Origin of the sequence: Streptomyces sp. NPDC089915 (genome assembly GCF_040684675.1) — a bacterium.
GTDB lineage: Bacteria > Actinomycetota > Actinomycetes > Streptomycetales > Streptomycetaceae > Streptomyces.
Genome location: NZ_JBFBGN010000155.1, coordinates 1 through 15,366 on the forward strand (window position 1 = coordinate 1; position 15,366 = coordinate 15,366).

At 74.9% G+C, this 15,366-nt stretch carries 12 protein-coding genes and 1 pseudogene; 6 read left to right on the forward strand and 7 right to left on the reverse strand.

The features are described from left to right. Positions 1–148 precede the first annotated feature (148 nt). The 3 genes from AB0O29_RS30200 to AB0O29_RS30210 form a co-directional block, all read right to left on the reverse strand. Complete coding sequence (locus AB0O29_RS30200) at positions 149–691, reverse strand: hypothetical protein (protein ID WP_365157807.1); 543 nt, start codon at positions 689–691, stop codon at positions 149–151. Between the two features lie 200 nt (positions 692–891). Beyond that, a complete protein-coding gene (locus AB0O29_RS30205) occupies positions 892–2,250 on the reverse strand; it encodes a HAMP domain-containing sensor histidine kinase (RefSeq protein ID WP_365157809.1) in 1,359 nt (452 codons plus the stop codon). Then, on the reverse strand, positions 2,247–2,948 hold the full coding sequence (locus AB0O29_RS30210) for a hypothetical protein (protein WP_365157811.1): 702 nt from the start codon (positions 2,946–2,948) through the stop codon (positions 2,247–2,249). The genes AB0O29_RS30205 and AB0O29_RS30210 overlap by 4 nt, the downstream gene beginning before the upstream one ends. Before the next feature lie 169 nt (positions 2,949–3,117). On the opposite strand from AB0O29_RS30210, the gene AB0O29_RS30215 reads away from it, so the two are divergent. After that, positions 3,118–3,558 carry a gamma-glutamylcyclotransferase family protein gene (locus AB0O29_RS30215; RefSeq protein WP_365157812.1) on the forward strand — a complete coding sequence of 147 codons (441 nt, stop codon included), beginning with the start codon at positions 3,118–3,120 and terminating at the stop codon, positions 3,556–3,558. Positions 3,559–3,582: 24 nt separating this feature from the next. Here the strand turns inward: AB0O29_RS30215 and dnaG are convergent, their stop codons facing one another. The 4 genes and pseudogenes from dnaG to AB0O29_RS30235 form a co-directional block, all read right to left on the reverse strand. Further along, a complete protein-coding gene (dnaG, locus tag AB0O29_RS30220; protein WP_365157814.1) occupies positions 3,583–5,487 on the reverse strand; it encodes a DNA primase in 1,905 nt (634 codons plus the stop codon). 34 nt (positions 5,488–5,521) lie between these two features. Beyond that, positions 5,522–6,796, reverse strand: a complete 1,275-nt coding sequence (locus AB0O29_RS30225) for an FAD-dependent oxidoreductase (protein ID WP_365157816.1) — start codon at positions 6,794–6,796, stop codon at positions 5,522–5,524. A 93-nt stretch (positions 6,797–6,889) separates the two neighbouring features. Further along, positions 6,890–8,206 (reverse strand): deoxyguanosinetriphosphate triphosphohydrolase, encoded by a 1,317-nt coding sequence (locus AB0O29_RS30230; protein WP_365157819.1) that lies wholly within the window; start codon positions 8,204–8,206, stop codon positions 6,890–6,892. Between the two features lie 56 nt (positions 8,207–8,262). Next, positions 8,263–9,131 (reverse strand): annotated as a pseudogene (locus tag AB0O29_RS30235) (sirohydrochlorin chelatase). Between the two features lie 172 nt (positions 9,132–9,303). Here AB0O29_RS30235 and AB0O29_RS30240 point away from each other — a divergent pair. The 5 genes from AB0O29_RS30240 to AB0O29_RS30260 all read left to right on the forward strand — a co-directional run bounded on the left by AB0O29_RS30240 (position 9,304) and on the right by AB0O29_RS30260 (position 15,211). Next, positions 9,304–10,011: an ElyC/SanA/YdcF family protein gene (locus AB0O29_RS30240; RefSeq protein ID WP_365157822.1), complete on the forward strand. Its 708-nt coding sequence runs from the start codon at positions 9,304–9,306 to the stop codon at positions 10,009–10,011. A gap of 48 nt (positions 10,012–10,059) precedes the next feature. Continuing rightward, positions 10,060–10,830, forward strand: a complete 771-nt coding sequence (locus tag AB0O29_RS30245) for a glucose 1-dehydrogenase (RefSeq protein ID WP_365157825.1) — start codon at positions 10,060–10,062, stop codon at positions 10,828–10,830. A gap of 168 nt (positions 10,831–10,998) precedes the next feature. Then, on the forward strand, positions 10,999–13,074 hold the full coding sequence (locus AB0O29_RS30250) for a molybdopterin oxidoreductase family protein (protein ID WP_365157828.1): 2,076 nt from the start codon (positions 10,999–11,001) through the stop codon (positions 13,072–13,074). Between the two features lie 86 nt (positions 13,075–13,160). Then, positions 13,161–13,835 (forward strand): DUF6445 family protein, encoded by a 675-nt coding sequence (locus tag AB0O29_RS30255; RefSeq protein ID WP_365157831.1) that lies wholly within the window; start codon positions 13,161–13,163, stop codon positions 13,833–13,835. A gap of 302 nt (positions 13,836–14,137) precedes the next feature. Next, positions 14,138–15,211 (forward strand): RNA polymerase sigma factor, encoded by a 1,074-nt coding sequence (locus AB0O29_RS30260; protein WP_365157833.1) that lies wholly within the window; start codon positions 14,138–14,140, stop codon positions 15,209–15,211. Positions 15,212–15,366: the final 155 nt, after the last annotated feature.

The window sequence follows — 15,366 nt, forward strand, 5'->3', positions numbered from 1 at the left end:
GCGATATATACCCTGCCTGTCAAACTCTCTTTCCTCCACGACGCTCTTCCTAACTCGTCGCCCGGCCCCGCGAACGGGGGGACCTCGCGGGACGGACGACGGGAGGCGGTACCGGTCGGACCGCGGCCGCAGCCGCGGTGGGCGCCCGTCAGCTCCGCGTGCCGCTCGCCCGGCGACGCAGGAGCCAGGTACCGCCGACGGCGGCCGCGGCCAGCACTGCCGCTCCCGCCGTGATCTTGGCCGGATCGGTGGTGGTGGACGTGCCACCGCCCACCCCGGTGCGCACGTGCCCCTGGGGGCCGTGCTCGGTGACGACCAGGTCGCCGGTGGCGAACCTGCCGTCGGCGCAGGTGGCGCCGATGCCGTAGGTGCCCGGCCGGATGTCGCGGGCGACCTGGAACTGGCCGGCCACCACCTCCTTGTGGCTGCCCGGGGTCAGCTTGAAGCGGCCCCCGCCCACGGTGGTGGCGTCGCCCTCGGCATGGCCTCCCGGGCCGCAGGCCTTGGTGTTCACCGTGACGGTGGTGCCCGGCACGGCCGACTTCGGCCAGACCTCCAGTACGGCGAAGTCCCCGGGCGCGAAGGGCGGCATCCCGAGGTCCGCGGCGGCCACCGCTCCCGCGACCGGGCCGGCGAAGGCGACGGTGGTCAGTGCGGCGGCGGTCAGCGCGTGGGCGGTCCTGCGGCGCATGCGTCACTCCAGGGGACACGGGGTCGTGTTCCGAGGAAAACCGGGCCGCCCGCCCCCCGCACGCCGACCCGTCGTCAGATCCCGCGCAGGCGCCTCCCGGAGGGGAGATCCTCGCACGTCAAAGGCCCCGCGCGGCCATCCGTGCACCCCCACCCCGTCCGGGTGACGCCGCCCCCCCCGCAGACCCCCCTCCGGCCCTCTCAGGCCTCCGGCAGGGTCACCGTCGCCGCCGCGCCCCCGGGCTCCGGGTTCCACAGGCGCACCGCGGCGCCGATCACCTGGGCCTGCCCGAACGCGATCGTCAGGCCCAGCCCCGTGCCCTGGCCCCGCTCGGCCGCGCCCGTCATGAACCGCTGCGGCCCCTCCCGCAGCAGGGTCTCGGGGAAGCCGGGACCCTGGTCCCGGACGGTCACCGAGGTGCCGGACACCGCCACCGAGACCCGGCCCTTCCCGTGCCGGCGGGCGTTGACCAGCAGGTTCGTCAGGATCCGCTCCAGCCGCCGGGCATCGGTCCGCACCCACGCGCCGCCCGGGCCTCGGTCCGGCCCTGGGTCCGCGCCCGAGCCCTCGCCCGGGCCCGAGCCCAGCCCGAAGACCGGGCCCCCGTCGGGAGCCTCCGTCCCCGAGACCTCCGCCGCCACCCCCGACCGCCGGACGATCGACACCACCAGCGGGCCCAGCGGCTGCGCCTCCATCCGGGCCTCCTCCCGGTTCCCGTCCAGCCGGGCCACCTCCAGCAGGTCCTCCGTCAGCGTCCGCAGCGCCGCCACCCGGTCCCGCACCAGCTCCGTCGGGCGCCCGGCCGGCAGCAGCTCGGCCGCCGTGTGCAGCCCCGTCAGCGGGGTCCGCAGCTCGTGCGCCACGTCCGCCGTGAACCGCTGCTCCGCCTCCAGCCGCCGCTGGAGGCTCGCCGCCATCGTGTCGACCGCCGAGGACAGCTCGGCCACCTCGTCACGGCTGCCCGGAGCCCCGGACGGCCCGATCCGGGCGTCCAGGTCGCCCGCGCTGATCCGCCGGGCCGTCTCGGCCGCCGTCCGCAGGTCCTTGCTCAGCCGGCTCGCCAGCAGCGCCCCGCCGACCGCCGCCAGTGCCACCACCCCCGTCCCGGAGGCGAGCAGCTGGGCGTCCAGCTCCTCCAGCTCGGACCGGTCCTCGGCCAGCGAACGGCGCACCGACAGCACGTGCCCGCCGCCCACCGGGCGCGCCGCCCACACCGCCGGATCCGGGCCCGACAGGTCCAGGTAGGTGGTGCGGCGCCCCTCCAGGGCGGCCTCGTGCAGCTCGCGCGGCACCTCGGGGCAGTCGATCCGGGCGTCGGCCTCCCCGACCTTGTCGTAGTCGAGCCGGCCCGTGAGCTCGTACACCTGCCGTACGCGGATCAGCTGTTCCGTCGCGCCCTTGCGGGCCGCGTCGGACACCTGGCGCACCCGCGCCTCGTAGATCAGGACCCCGATGGTGACCGCGACCAGCGAACAGCCGGCCGCCAGCAGCGCCGCGATCTTCCAGCGCAGCCCCAGCGCGCGCAGCAGCCTCCGGCAGCGGGCCGGCAGGCCCCTCACCGGGAGTCCCCGGCGCCGCCGTCCGCCCCGGGCGCGGACGCGTCGGGGGCCGGGCTCGGGAGGGTCTTGTTGTAGCGCCGCTCCTCGTTGACCACCGTCATCCGCTCCCCGTCCCAGTGGTAGCGGACGGCCTGCTCCGAGCCGTCGTCCGGGGCCGTGCGGACCAGCAGGTCCCGGCCCAGGGACTCGACGGCCATCCGCCGGCCCAGGGTGAACAGGACGGGCACGATCCGCTTGCCCCGGGCCGTGTACACGCTCAGCGCCGTCCGGCCCGTCTCGGTGTCGGCGGCGACGACCAGCTCGTCCTGCCCGTCCCCGGTCAGGTCCAGGTAGGCCGGCGGACGGAGCCCGGACCGGCCGGGGGCGTTGATGGTCCCCTTGTCCGCGAACAGCCGCATGCGCGGGTCCGCCCGGACCACGTCCGCCGCCTTCAACCCCGCCAGGCCGCCGGGGCCCACCTCGGGGGCGTCCGCCAGCGCCGCCGGCGGCGCCTGCCGGGTGCCGGTCGCGGCCCCGGGCGCCTTCGGGGAGTCATCGGCCCAGGCCGGCCACAGGGCCTGCGGCCGGGGCTGCGGGGACGCCGGGGCCACGGGCTCCCCGGCGGCCAGGCCGCCGGGTGCGGCGCAGCCCGCGAGGGCCAGCGCGGCGGCGCACGGCAGTGCGGCGACGGCGGGGAGGCGGCGGGGTGATCGCGACATGGGAACGGAACCGTGGGGGTGAGGAACAGGGAGGAATCGGACAGTAATCCGCGATCGTCACGGGGACCGGGAGATTGTGTAACAGCGGTGCGTACGGTGGGGGTGCACCGGCGAAGAGGGGCCTTTGGGCCCGGCCCCACGGGCCCGGTACTAGCCGAAGGAGGGGCTCGTGGCATCGGTCGATCGGCCGGTACCGGGCGGCGTCCTGCCGTTCTTCGTGTACGGGACGCTGCGGCCCGGCGAGGTCAACCACGACCTGTTCCTGCGCGGCCGCACCGAGGCCGAGGAGCCGGCCCGGCTGCCGGGCGCGGTGCTGTACGAGGGGCCCGGCTATCCGTACGCGGTGGAGCGGGCCGGGTCGGTGATAGCCGGCGAGCTGATCGCACCGGCGGCGGACGCGTACGGGGAGCTGCTGAGCGCGCTGGACCTGCTGGAGGAGTACGCCGGGCCGGGCAGCCCCCGCAACGTCTACGACCGGGTCGCGCGGGATGCGGTGCGGGCCGATGGGAGCCGGGTCCGGGCCTGGGTCTACCTGGCGGCCGCGCCGCTGGCCGTCCGGCTCGCGCGGACGGGGACCGAGATCCCCGGCGGGGACTGGCTGCGGAGGTAGCGCGGCGGGCGCGGAGCTCCCGGCCTACAGGCCTTCCGCGCCGCGGTTGCGGAGGCGCTGGCCGTACTGCTGGAGGACCCACAGCTCCTGCTGGACCGCCGCGTGCTGCTCCGGCGGGGCCTGCGGGCCGAGGCGGGCCATCTGGCCCTGGATCTCGTGGACCCGCCGGTCCACCGCCCGCAGCCGGACCTGCACCAGCTGCACGCCCGCGTACACCTCGTCCACCGTCTTGGCGTGGATGGCCTCCACCGCCAGCTCCGTCACCAGCGCGCGCACCGTGTCGTTCGGGGCCGCCCCGCGCACCCGCGCCAGGTAGTCCTCGGTGCCCTGCGCGGCGCCGCCCGCGTCCTGGATGGCCTGGCGGACCTCCGCGTACGGCGGGGCGGTGAACTCGTCCGTCCCGTACGCGTCGAAGGCGGGGGAGACCAGGGCCGGCCGCTGGAGCGCCAGCTTGAGCAGCTCCCGCTCCGTGCGGTGCGCCGGGCTGCGCAGGTTCAGGGCCGGACCGCTCGGCTGCGCCGGGGCGGGCGCGGCCGCCGGGGCCTCCTCGTAGCGCCGGGCGGGCTGCCGCCGGTCCGGCTGCTGGCCGCGCTCGCGCGCCCAGCGGGCCTGCTGCGCCACGCGCTTGACCACGAACTGCTCGTCGCGGATGCCCAGCATGCCCGCCAGCTGCACCGCCGACTCGTGCTGGATCGCGATGTTCTTGATCCCGGCCACCACGGGAGCGGCCTCGTCGAGGGCGGCCGCCCGCCCCGCCGGGTTCTCCAGGTTGTGCCGGGACACGATGTGCCGCAGCGCGAACTCGAACAGCGGGGTACGGGACTCCACCAGTCCGGAGACGGCCGCGTCGCCCTGCGCGAGCCGCAGGTCGCAGGGGTCCATCCCGCCCGGGGTGATCGCGATGGAGGTCTCCGCCGCGAACTTCTGGTCGTCCTCGAAGGCCCGCAGCGCCGCCTTCTGCCCGGCCGCGTCACCGTCGAAGGTGAAGATCACCTCGGCGGTCGCGTTGTCCATCAGCAGCCGGCGCAGGATCTTGATGTGCTCCCCGCCGAAGGCGGTGCCACAGGTGGCGATGGCGGTGGTGACCCCGGCCATGTGGCAGGCCATCACGTCGGTGTAGCCCTCGACGACCACGGCCCGGGAGGTCTTCGCGATCTCCTTCTTGGCCAGGTCGATGCCGTACAGCACCTGGGACTTCTTGTAGATCGGCGTCTCGGGGGTGTTCAGGTACTTCGGCCCGTTGTCGTCCTCGCGCAGCTTGCGCGCGCCGAAGCCGACCACCTCGCCGCTGATGTCCCGGATGGGCCACATCAGCCGGCCGCGGAAGCGGTCGATGGGCTTGCCGCTGCGGCTGTCCTGGGCCAGCCCGGAGAGGATCAGCTCCTTGTCGCTGAAGCCCCGCCCGCGCAGGAACCGGGTCAGGTGGTCCCAGCCGGCCGGGCTGTAGCCCACCCCGAAGTGCTCGGCCGCGCCCTGGTCGAAGCCGCGCTCCGCCAGGAAGCGGCGGCCGATCTCGGCCTCGGCGCCGCCGAGCTGGTCCACGTAGAACTGGGCGGCCGCCTTGTGCGCCTCGACCAGGCGGATCCGCTCCCCGCGGCCGCTGGTGCCGGCGGTGTAGCCGCCCTCCTCGTAGCGCAGGGTGATGCCGGCCTGGCCGGCCAGCCGCTCGACCGCCTCCGAGAAGGAGAGGTGGTCGATCTTCATGATGAAGTCGAGGGTGTCCCCGCCGGCCTGGCAGCCGAAGCAGTGGTAGAGCCCCTTGCCCGGGCTGACCTGGAAGGACGGGGACTTCTCGTCATGGAAGGGGCACAGGCCCTTGAGGTTGCCGCCGCCGGCGTTGCGCAGCTGGAGGTACTCCGAGACCACGGCGTCGATCGGGACCGCGTCCCGTACCGCCTTCACGTCGTCGTCGTTGATCCGTCCTGCCACCCGTGAATTCTACGGTGGGGCGGCGGCAAACCCGTCAGGCCCCCTCGGCGGGCACCAGGGAGTCGAGCGGAACGGACGGGTCCGCCAGCTTCTCGCGGTCCACCGGGGCCTTGGAGCGGATCAGGTTCTGGATCTGCTCGGTGACGTCCCACACGTTCACGTTCATCCCGGCCAGCACCCGGCCCTCGGACAGCCAGAACGCGATGAACTCGCGCTTGCCCACGTCCCCGCGCACCAGCACCTGGTCGTAGCTGCCCGCCGGGGCGAACCCCGAGTACTCCAGGCCCACGTCGTACTGGTCCGAGAAGAAGTACGGCACCCGCTCGTACGAGACCTCCTGCCCCAGCATCGCCCGCGCGGCGGCCGGGCCGCCGTTGAGGGCGTTGGCCCAGTGCTCCACCCGCAGCCGCCTCCCCAGCCCCGGGTGCTGGGCGGCCGCCACGTCCCCGACGGCGAAGACGTCCGGGTCGGAGGTGCGCAGCGAGGCGTCCACGGCGATGCCGCCGCCGTGCTCCCGGTCCACCAGGGCCAGCCCCGAGGTCTCGGCGAGCGCCGTGCGCGGCGCCGCCCCGATCGCGGCGAGCACGGCGTGCGCCGGGTGCTCCTCGCCGTCGTCGGTGCGGGCGGCCAGCACCATGCCGTCCTGGCCGACGATCTCCGTCAGCCTGGCCCCGAAGTGGAAGCGGACCCCGTGCTCGCCGTGCAGGTCGGCGAAGAACTGGCCGATCTCCGGGCCGAGCACCGCGTGCAGCGGGGAGGCCAGCGGCTCGACCACGGTCACCTCGGCGCCGTAGGAGCGGGCGGCGGCCGCCACCTCCAGGCCGATCCAGCCCGCGCCCGCGATCAGCAGGTGCCCGTTGTCGCGGCCCAGGGAGGTCAGGGCCTTGCGCAGCAGGTCGGCGTGGGCGAGCCGGCGCAGGTGGTGCACCCCGGCCAGGCCGGTGCCCGGGATGTCCAGGCGGCGGGGCTCGGAGCCCGTCGCCAGCAGCAGCTTGTCGTAGTGCAGCAGGGTGCCGTCACCGAGGCGCACCGTCTTCGCCCCGCGGTCCAGGTGCACGGCGGGCTGGCCCAGGTGCAGCTCGATGTCGGCGCCCGCGTACCAGGACGGCTCGTGCACGAAGACGCTGTCGCGCTCCTCCTTGCCCAGCAGGTATCCCTTGGACAGCGGGGGCCGCTCGTAGGGATGGTCGCGCTCGTCGCCGATCAGGATCACCCGGCCGGTGAACCCCTCCGACCTCAGCGTCTCGGCGGCCTTCGCCCCGGCCAGCCCCGCGCCGACGATGATGAACGTCTGGTGTGCGTCGACCACCTGATGCCTCCTCATAACCTCTCCGCCATGTGCGGCCACATGCGAGCGTCCCGCACCGAGCCTGCCTCGTGAAGGGGGAATGGCCCGATCGGCTCACCCTTCGGCGCGCCGCCCGTGCCGGGTGAGGCGGGCGTGCAGGGACCGGGCGGACGAGTCGGTGAGGCAGGCGATCTGGTCGATGACCGCGCGCTTGCGGGCCTTGTCGTCCGGCGCGGCGTCGAAGATCGCCCGGAACTGCGGGTCGAGGCCCTCCGGCGCCCGCGCGCTGAGCGCGTCGGCGAGTTCGGCCAGGACGACGCGCTGGTCGGCCCGCAGCCGCTCCTGCTCGTCGCGCTGCATCACGTACAGGTCGGCGACCGCCTTCAGGACGGCGCACTCGTTGCGCGCCCGGCGCGGGACCACCAGCTCCGCCGCGTACCGGGTCAGCGGGCCGGGCCCGTACGCCTCGCGGGTGGCGGTCTCGGCGGCCAGGCAGAAACGGCCGATCAGCTGGCTGGTGGCGTCCTTCAGCCGGGCCTGCGCCACGGCGGAGCCGTCGTAGCCGTGCGGCCACCACTCCTCCTCCATCAGCCGGTCCAGCGCCTCGCGCAGCTCCTCCGGCTCGGTGTCGGCGGGCACGTACCGGCCGATGGCCACCTGCCAGATGGCGGCGCGCTCGGGCTCGGCGAACAGCAGGTTGGGGTCGAGGTGGCCGGCGTGCAGGCCGTCCTCGAAGTCGTGCACCGAGTACGCGACGTCGTCCGACCAGTCCATCACCTGGGCCTCGAAGCACTTGCGGTCGGCGGGCGCGCCGCGCCGCAGCCAGTCGAAGACCGGCAGGTCGTCCTCGTAGGCGCCGAACTTCACCGAGTCGGGATCGGTGGGGTGCCCGCCGCGCGCCCAGGGGTACTTGGTGGCGGCGTCCAGGCAGGCCCGGGTCAGGTTGAGGCCGACGCTGACGGGCTCGCCGGTCGCCGGGTCGGGCACGAACCGCTTGGGCTCCAGCCGGGTCAGCAGGCGCAGCGACTGGGCGTTGCCCTCGAAGCCGCCGCAGTCCTTCGCGAACTCGTTGAGCGCCTCCTCGCCGTTGTGCCCGAACGGCGGGTGCCCCATGTCGTGCGACAGGCAGGCCGCCTCGACCAGGTCGGGATCGCAGCCGAGGGCCGCGCCGAGCTCCCGCCCGACCTGCGCGCACTCCAGCGAGTGGGTCAGCCGGGTCCGGGGGCTCGCGTCCCAGTCGAACGAGCGGGTGCCCGGGGTGACCACCTGGGTCTTCCCGGCGAGGCGGCGCAGCGCCGCCGAGTGCAGCACGCGGGCCCGGTCGCGCTGGAAGGCGGTCCGCCCGGGCCGTTTGTCGGGCTCGGCGGCCCACCGCTCGGTGGCGGCGGGGTCGTAGGAGTCGTACGCGGGGGTGAGCGCGGTGCCTTCCATGGATCGACGGTAACCGGAGACACCGACGATCCGAGCAATCCGGTCCCGTCCGGTCTTCAGGCGCTGGCCAGTTCCCGGTGGTGCGCGGGGCGGGACAGGGCCTCGTCGTAGCGGTGCAGGACCAGCCGGGCCAGCGCCGGGTGGGCGCCCAGCGGCGCGGCCGCCGGGCCCGGTGCGGCGGCGGCGCTCGCGGTGGCGAAGCGGCCCGGGGCGGTGAAGTACGAGGCCACCGCGACCCGGTGGCCCCGCGCCCGCAGCGCCCGGACCGCCTCCGGGACGGCCGGCGCGGCCGCCGAGGCGTACGCCGGGACCACGGGCACCCCGCCCAGCCGCTCCGAGAGCAGGGCGGCGGTGCGGCGGGTGTCGGCGGCGGAGTCGGGGTCGAGGGAGCCGGCGGCGGCCAGGACGACGGCCGAGCCCGGCTCCCGGCCGGCCTCCAGGAGCCGCTCGGCCAGGGCCTCCACCAGCAGCGGGTGCGGGCCGAGCGGCGCCGCGACCCGGATCCGCAGGTGCCCGGCGCGGGCCGCCGCGGCGGGGAGGTCCCGTTTGACGTGGGTACCGCGCCCGAGCAGCAACGGTACGAGGACGGCCGCGCCGGCGGTCTCCTCCAGGGTGCGGGCGAGCGGCGGCGCGTTCAGCTCGATGTGCCCGAGCCGGACGTCGAGGCGCGGGCGGAGCTCGCGGACCCGTTCGAGGAGCGCGAGGACGGTGAGCGCGGCGCGGGGGTCGCGGCTGCCGTGGCCCACGGCGACGAGGGTGGGGTGCATGAGGGGGCTCCGTGGGGCCGGGCGCGCGGCGGGCGCACTCCGCTCAGCTGGGCGCCGAGCTGGTCGGTGATCCGGGTCAGCAGCTCGGCCGCGCTGCCGAACGGGAGGGAGGGGAGGAGGGCGGACTGGCTTTCGGGAGGGTGCACCGGCTCCGTCATGAACCGATCCTGCGGGCCCCGGATTGCGTCCGCGTTGCGCGCGGGTGACGGGTGTTTGCCGGGTCCTCACACCGTCCGCCCGGCACCCGGGCTGAAACCGGGACGATCTCCCGGCGCGTCCTGGACTGCGAGCCGGGCGGCCGCGCCCGGCGGACGACCAGGGGGAACGTTCATGCGCACACCGCGCCCGAGCAGGATCGCGCACGCCCTGCGCGGCCGGCTGCCGCGTACCGTCCGGGCCCGGCGGCGGGCCGTGCAGGCCGTGATGGCGCTGTGCGTGCTGGCCCTGCTGCCGTCGGCCTGGACCCACGCGACCGCCGCCGGCCGGCTGCGCACCGTCGGGCAGGCGCCCGCCACGGGGGTGGCCGTCGTGTTCGGGGCCGGGCTGTGGAACGGCCGGCCCACCCCGTACCTCGCGGCCCGCCTGGACGCGGCCGTCGAGCTGTACCGCGCCGGGAAGGTGCGGGCCGTCCTGGTCACCGGGGACAACAGCCGCACCGAGTACGACGAACCCGACGCGATGCGCACCTACCTCACCGGGCACGGGGTGCCCGACGGCCGGATCGTCAGCGACTTCGCCGGCTTCGACACCTGGGACAGCTGCGTCCGCGCCCGGGAGATCTTCGGCGTGCGCCGGGCGGTGCTGGTCAGCCAGGGCTTCCACATCCACCGGGCCGTCACCCTGTGCCGGGCCGCGGGGGTGGACGCGTACGGGGTCGGAGTCGAGGACGTGCACGACGCCACCTGGTACTACGGCGGCGTCCGGGAGGTCTTCGCGGCGGGCAAGGCGGCCGCGGACGCCGTCTTCCGGCCGCGGCCGACGTTCCTGGGGCCCAGGGAGGAGGGGGTGTCGCGGGCGCTGGGCGCTCTGGCAGACTGACGCCGCGATCGCTGGTATTCCTATTAGTCATATCCGAGGAGTGGAACCGTGGCTGTTGTGGATCTGAGCGGCAAGGCCGTCGTCATCACCGGAGGGGCCCGCGGCCTCGGCGCGGCCGCCGCGCAGGCCGTCGTCGACGGCGGCGGCCGGGTGCTGATCACCGACCTGCTGGAGGCGGAGGGCGCCGAGACCGCCGCGAAGCTCGGCGACGCGGCCCGGTTCCTGCGCCACGACGTCACGAGCGAGGCCGACTGGCAGGCCGTCCTGGACCACGCCGCGGCCGAGTTCGGCCGGCTCGACGGACTCGTCAACAACGCGGGCATCGCCACCGGGCAGCTCCTGGAGCACGAGAGCGTCGAGCACTTCCGCCGGTGCGTCGAGGTCAACCTGGTCGGCACCTTCATCGGAATCAAGGCCGCGATCCCGCTGCTGCGGGCGGGCGGGGGCGGGTCGATCGTCAACATCTCGTCGGCGGCGGGGCTCACCGGGCTGGCCCTGACCGCCGGGTACGGCGCCTCCAAGTGGGGTGTGCGGGGGCTGTCGAAGATCGGCGCGGTGGAGCTCGCGGAGGCGGGGATCCGGGTGAACTCCGTCCACCCCGGGATGACCCTGACCCCGATGACGGCGCCGGTCGGCATCCAGGCGGGGGAGGGCAACTACCCCGGTGCGCCGCTGGGCCGGGTCGGCGTCCCGGAGGAGATCGCGGCGGCGGTCGCGTTCCTCCTCTCCGACGCGGCCTCGTACACGACGGGCGCCGAACTGGCCGTCGACGGCGGCTGGACGGCGGGCCTGACGGTCCGCTACCTGACGGGGCAGTAGCCGGGTGCGGGGCTGTCCATAGCCCCGCCGGCGATCGAGGCGCGGGGGTCCGGGGGCGGAGCCCCGGGAGGCCCTCACCGGGCCCGGCCGCCCGCGCTGAGCCCCCGCACCCCCGCCCGTAACGCGGCGACGCACCCCGCGTAACACCCCCCGCACACCCTGGGCGGTATGCGCACCCAGGAAGCCACCCCCACCCACTGCCCCTACTGCGCCCTGCAGTGCGGCATGAACCTGCGCCCCCTGCCGGACGGCGACGGTGTCACGGTCGAGGAGCGGGCCGACTTCCCGGTGAACCGGGGTGCGCTCTGCGGCAAGGGCCGCACCGCCCCCGCCGTGCTCTCCTCCCGGGTGCGCCTCACCGAGCCGCTGGTCCGTACCCGCGCCGGCGGGCCGCTCGTCCCGGCAACCTGGGAGGAGGCCCTCGACGCCGTCGCCGCCGGCCTCGCCCGCACCCGCGGCGCGCACGGGCCCGACGCGGTCGGCGTCTTCGGCGGCGGCGGGCTCACCAACGAGAAGGCCTACGCCCTCGGGAAGTTCGCCCGCGTCGCCCTCGGCACCTCCCAGATCGACTACAACGGCCGCTTCTGCATGTCCTCGGCCGCCGCCGCCCACCAGCGCGCCTTCGGCCTCGACCGCGGACTGCCCTTCCCGCTGGAGGACGTCCCCCGCACCGGCTGCGTGATCCTCGTCGGCTCCAACCCGGCCGAGACCATGCCCCCCGCCCTGCGCTACCTCACCGAGCTCAAGGAGAACGGCGGCACCCTCATCGTCGTCGACCCCCGCCGCACCCGCACCGCCGAACAGGCCGACCTGCACCTCGCCCCGCGCCCCGGCACCGACCTCGCCCTGGCCCTCGGCCTGCTGCACCTCGTCGTCGCCGAGGGCCGCACCGACGAGGAGTTCATCGCCGCCCGCACCACCGGCTGGCAGGACGCCCGCGCCGCCGCCATGGCCCACTGGCCCGAACTCGTCGAGCGCATCACCGGCGTCCCCGTCCCGCAGCTGCGGCGCGCCGTCGAGATGTTCTGCGCCCCCGACTCCGCCATGGTCCTCACCGCCCGCGGCCCCGAACAGCAGGCCAAGGGCACCGACACCGTCGGCGCCTGGATCAACCTCTGCCTCGCCACCGGCCGGGCCGGCCGCCCCCTCTCCGGCTACGGCTGCCTTACCGGGCAGGGCAACGGCCAGGGCGGCCGCGAGCACGGCCAGAAGGCCGACCAGCTCCCCGGCTACCGCAAGCTCACCGACCCCGACGCCCGCGCCCACGTCGCCCGGGTCTGGGGCGTCGACCCGCAGACCCTGCCCGGCCCCGGCCGCAGCGCCTACGAACTCCTCGACGCCCTCGGCACCGACGTCAAGGCCCTCCTCCTCATGGGCTCCAACCCGGTCGTCTCCGCGCCCCGCGCCGCCCACGTCGAGGAACGCGTCCGCTCCCTGGACTTCCTGGCCGTCGCCGACGTGGTCCTCTCCGAGACCGCCGCCCTCGCCGACGTGGTCCTGCCCGTCACCCAGTGGGCGGAGGAGACCGGCACCACCACCAGCCTGGAGGGCCGCGTCCTGCTGCGCCGCCGCGCCCTCACCCCGCCCCCCGGCGTCCGCGGCGACCTCGACGTCCTGCACGGGCTCGCCTCCCGCCTCGGCGTGGAGAAGGGCTTCCCCACCGACCCCGAGGAGGTCTTCGGCGAACTGCGCCGCGCCTCCGAAGGCGGCCCCGCCGACTACTCCGGCATCACCTATGAGCGCATAGCCGCCGAACAGGGCGTCTTCTGGCCCTGCCCCGAAGGCTCCCCGGGCACGCCCCGGCTCTTCCTGGACCGGTTCGCCACCGAGGACGGCCGGGCCCGCTTCACGCCCGTCGTCCACCGCGAGGCCGCCGAGACCCCCGACGCCGACTACCCCCTGCTGCTCACCACCGGCCGGGTCGTCGCCCAGTACCAGTCCGGGGCGCAGACCCGCCGCGTGCCCGAGCTCAACGAGGCCGCCCCCGGCCCGTTCGTGGAGCTCCACCCGCGCCTCGCCGCCCGGCTCGGGGTGTCCGAGGGCGCGCCGCTGGCCGTCACCTCACGGCGCGGACGGGCCGTGGCCCCGGCCCGGATCACCGACGCCATCAGGGCGGACACCGTGTTCATGCCCTTCCACTGGTACGGGGAGGGCCGCGCCAACACCCTCACCAACCCCGCCCTGGACCCCGTCTCCCGGATGCCCGAGTTCAAGGTCTGCGCCGTCCGCGTGGAACCCGCGTAGCGGCGCGGCCCGGCGGACCATCTCTTGCCGCAGTCTTGGGGCCCGCTTTGGGGAGCCTCACAGCTCCCACAACTAGCGTTCCGCGCATGTCACTTCGACCCCCGAACACCCTCCCCGTGCTGCCCTACCGCAAGCCGACCCGCGGCCGCGACTACTGGCTGCTGGACGACGTACTGCCCGACGTCGACGCCGTGCGGGAACGCTGCCTCGCCAAGGACGACTGGGTCCAGGGCGCCCCGCACAAGCCCGAGCCCTGGCCCGGGCTGCGCGCCATGCCCGCCCTGGAACCGGCCGAACTGGCCCACGTGGAGAAGCTGGTGCGCAAGGCCACCGGGGCGAAGCGGATCTGGGCCGAGGACCCGGCCGGCGCCGGCACCTTCAACCACAACTGCGTCCAGGTCGTCGGCGAGGGGGAGTGCGAGTCCCGCCCGCACACCGACTCCCGCACCGTGTGCCGCTACGCGGCCGTGCTCTACCTGACCCCCGGCATACCCAAGGACTGCGGCACCAGCTTCTACCGCCAGAGCCTCCCCGGCGGGGTCCTCGGCGGCAACCAGGTCCTCGCCCCGCACAACAACCTCGTCGACGCCCTCGGCACCCGCTTCGTCCCCGAGGACTCCTTCACCGAGGACCTGCGCGTCCCCCACCGCTACAACCGGCTCCTGCTCTACTCCGCCAACCTGATCCACAGCGCCACCGGCTACTGGGGCACCACCCTGGAGGACAAGCGGATGACGGCCGTCTTCTTCTGGATGGCCTGAGGGGACGCCCTGCACGGGCCCGCCGCGGGCGGCCCCCGATCGTCTCGGACATGAGTCCGATCCGCATCGGGGTTGCCGCCGGGGGGTAACCATCCGGTCACGCAGCGGGCTCAGAAAGTGCCCGCACGCCCCTCGTGGCGGCGATGTGCCGTACCCCACACTGAGGTGCGGTGCCACCGGACTCGGAGCCCCTGGAGGTCGCCCCCGTGCAGACCCGGACCCTGACCGTGAACGTGAGCCACCCCGCCGGCGGCCCCTTCCACGCCGGCGACGTCGCAACCGCGGAGACCGAGGCCGAGGCCGTGGACGAAACCGCAGACGAGACCGCAGACGCGACGGCCGAGACCGCCGAAGCCGCCGCCGAGGCCGCGGAGCCCACCGGGGACGACGAACCCGAAGTGCTCGAACTCATCGAGCAGCCGCCCCCGCAGACCGCCCGGGGACAGGCCGCCGCCGCCGCGGGAGGCCCCTCCGCCGACCTCTTCCGCCAGTACCTGCGCGAGATAGGCAGGATCCCGCTCCTCACCGCCGCCGACGAGGTGGAACTCGCCCGGCGGGTGGAGGCGGGACTCTTCGCCGAGGAGAAACTCGGCGGCGCCACCGACCTCGACTCCCAGCTCGCCGTCGACCTCGACAAACTCGTCGTCATGGGCCGGATGGCCAAACGCCGCCTCATCGAGTCCAACCTGCGGCTCGTCGTCTCCGTCGCCAAACGCTACGTCGGCCGCGGCCTGACCATGCTCGACCTGGTCCAGGAGGGCAACCTCGGGCTGATCCGCGCCGTCGAGAAGTTCGACTACGCGCGCGGCTACAAGTTCTCCACCTACGCGACCTGGTGGATCCGCCAGGCGATGTCACGGGCCCTCGCCGACCAGGCCCGTACCATCCGCGTCCCCGTCCACGTCGTCGAGCTCATCAACCGCGTCGTCCGCGTCCAGCGCCGCATGCTCCAGGAACGCGGCTACGAGCCCACCGCCGAAGAGGTCGCCCTCCACCTGGAACTGACCCCCGAACGGGTCCTGGAGGTCCTGCGCCTCGCCCAGGAGCCGGTCTCCCTGCACGCCCCCGTCGGCGAGGAGGAGGACGTCGCGCTCGGCGACCTCATCGAGGACGGCGACGCCGCCTCCCCCATGGAGTCCGCCGCCTTCTTCCTGCTGCGCGAACACCTCGAAGCCGTCCTGTCGACCCTCGGCGAACGCGAACGCAAGGTCGTCCAGCTCCGCTACGGCCTCGCCGACGGACGCCCGCGCACCCTGGAGGAGATCGGCCGGATCTTCGGCGTCACCCGGGAGCGGATCCGCCAGATCGAGTCGAAGACCCTCGCGAAGCTCCGCGACCACGCCTTCGCCGACCAGCTGCGCGGCTACCTCGACTGACGCCCCCGACGGGAAAGGGGGCGCCCCGAAGGACGCCCCCACCCGCTCGCACCCGGCGCCGGATGCTCCTATAGACGTCAAGCCGCTGGAGTGAGGTCGGTTTGAGTGATTCGTTCGGTCGGTGCGGTGGTCAGAGCGTGGTAGACCTCGCGGGC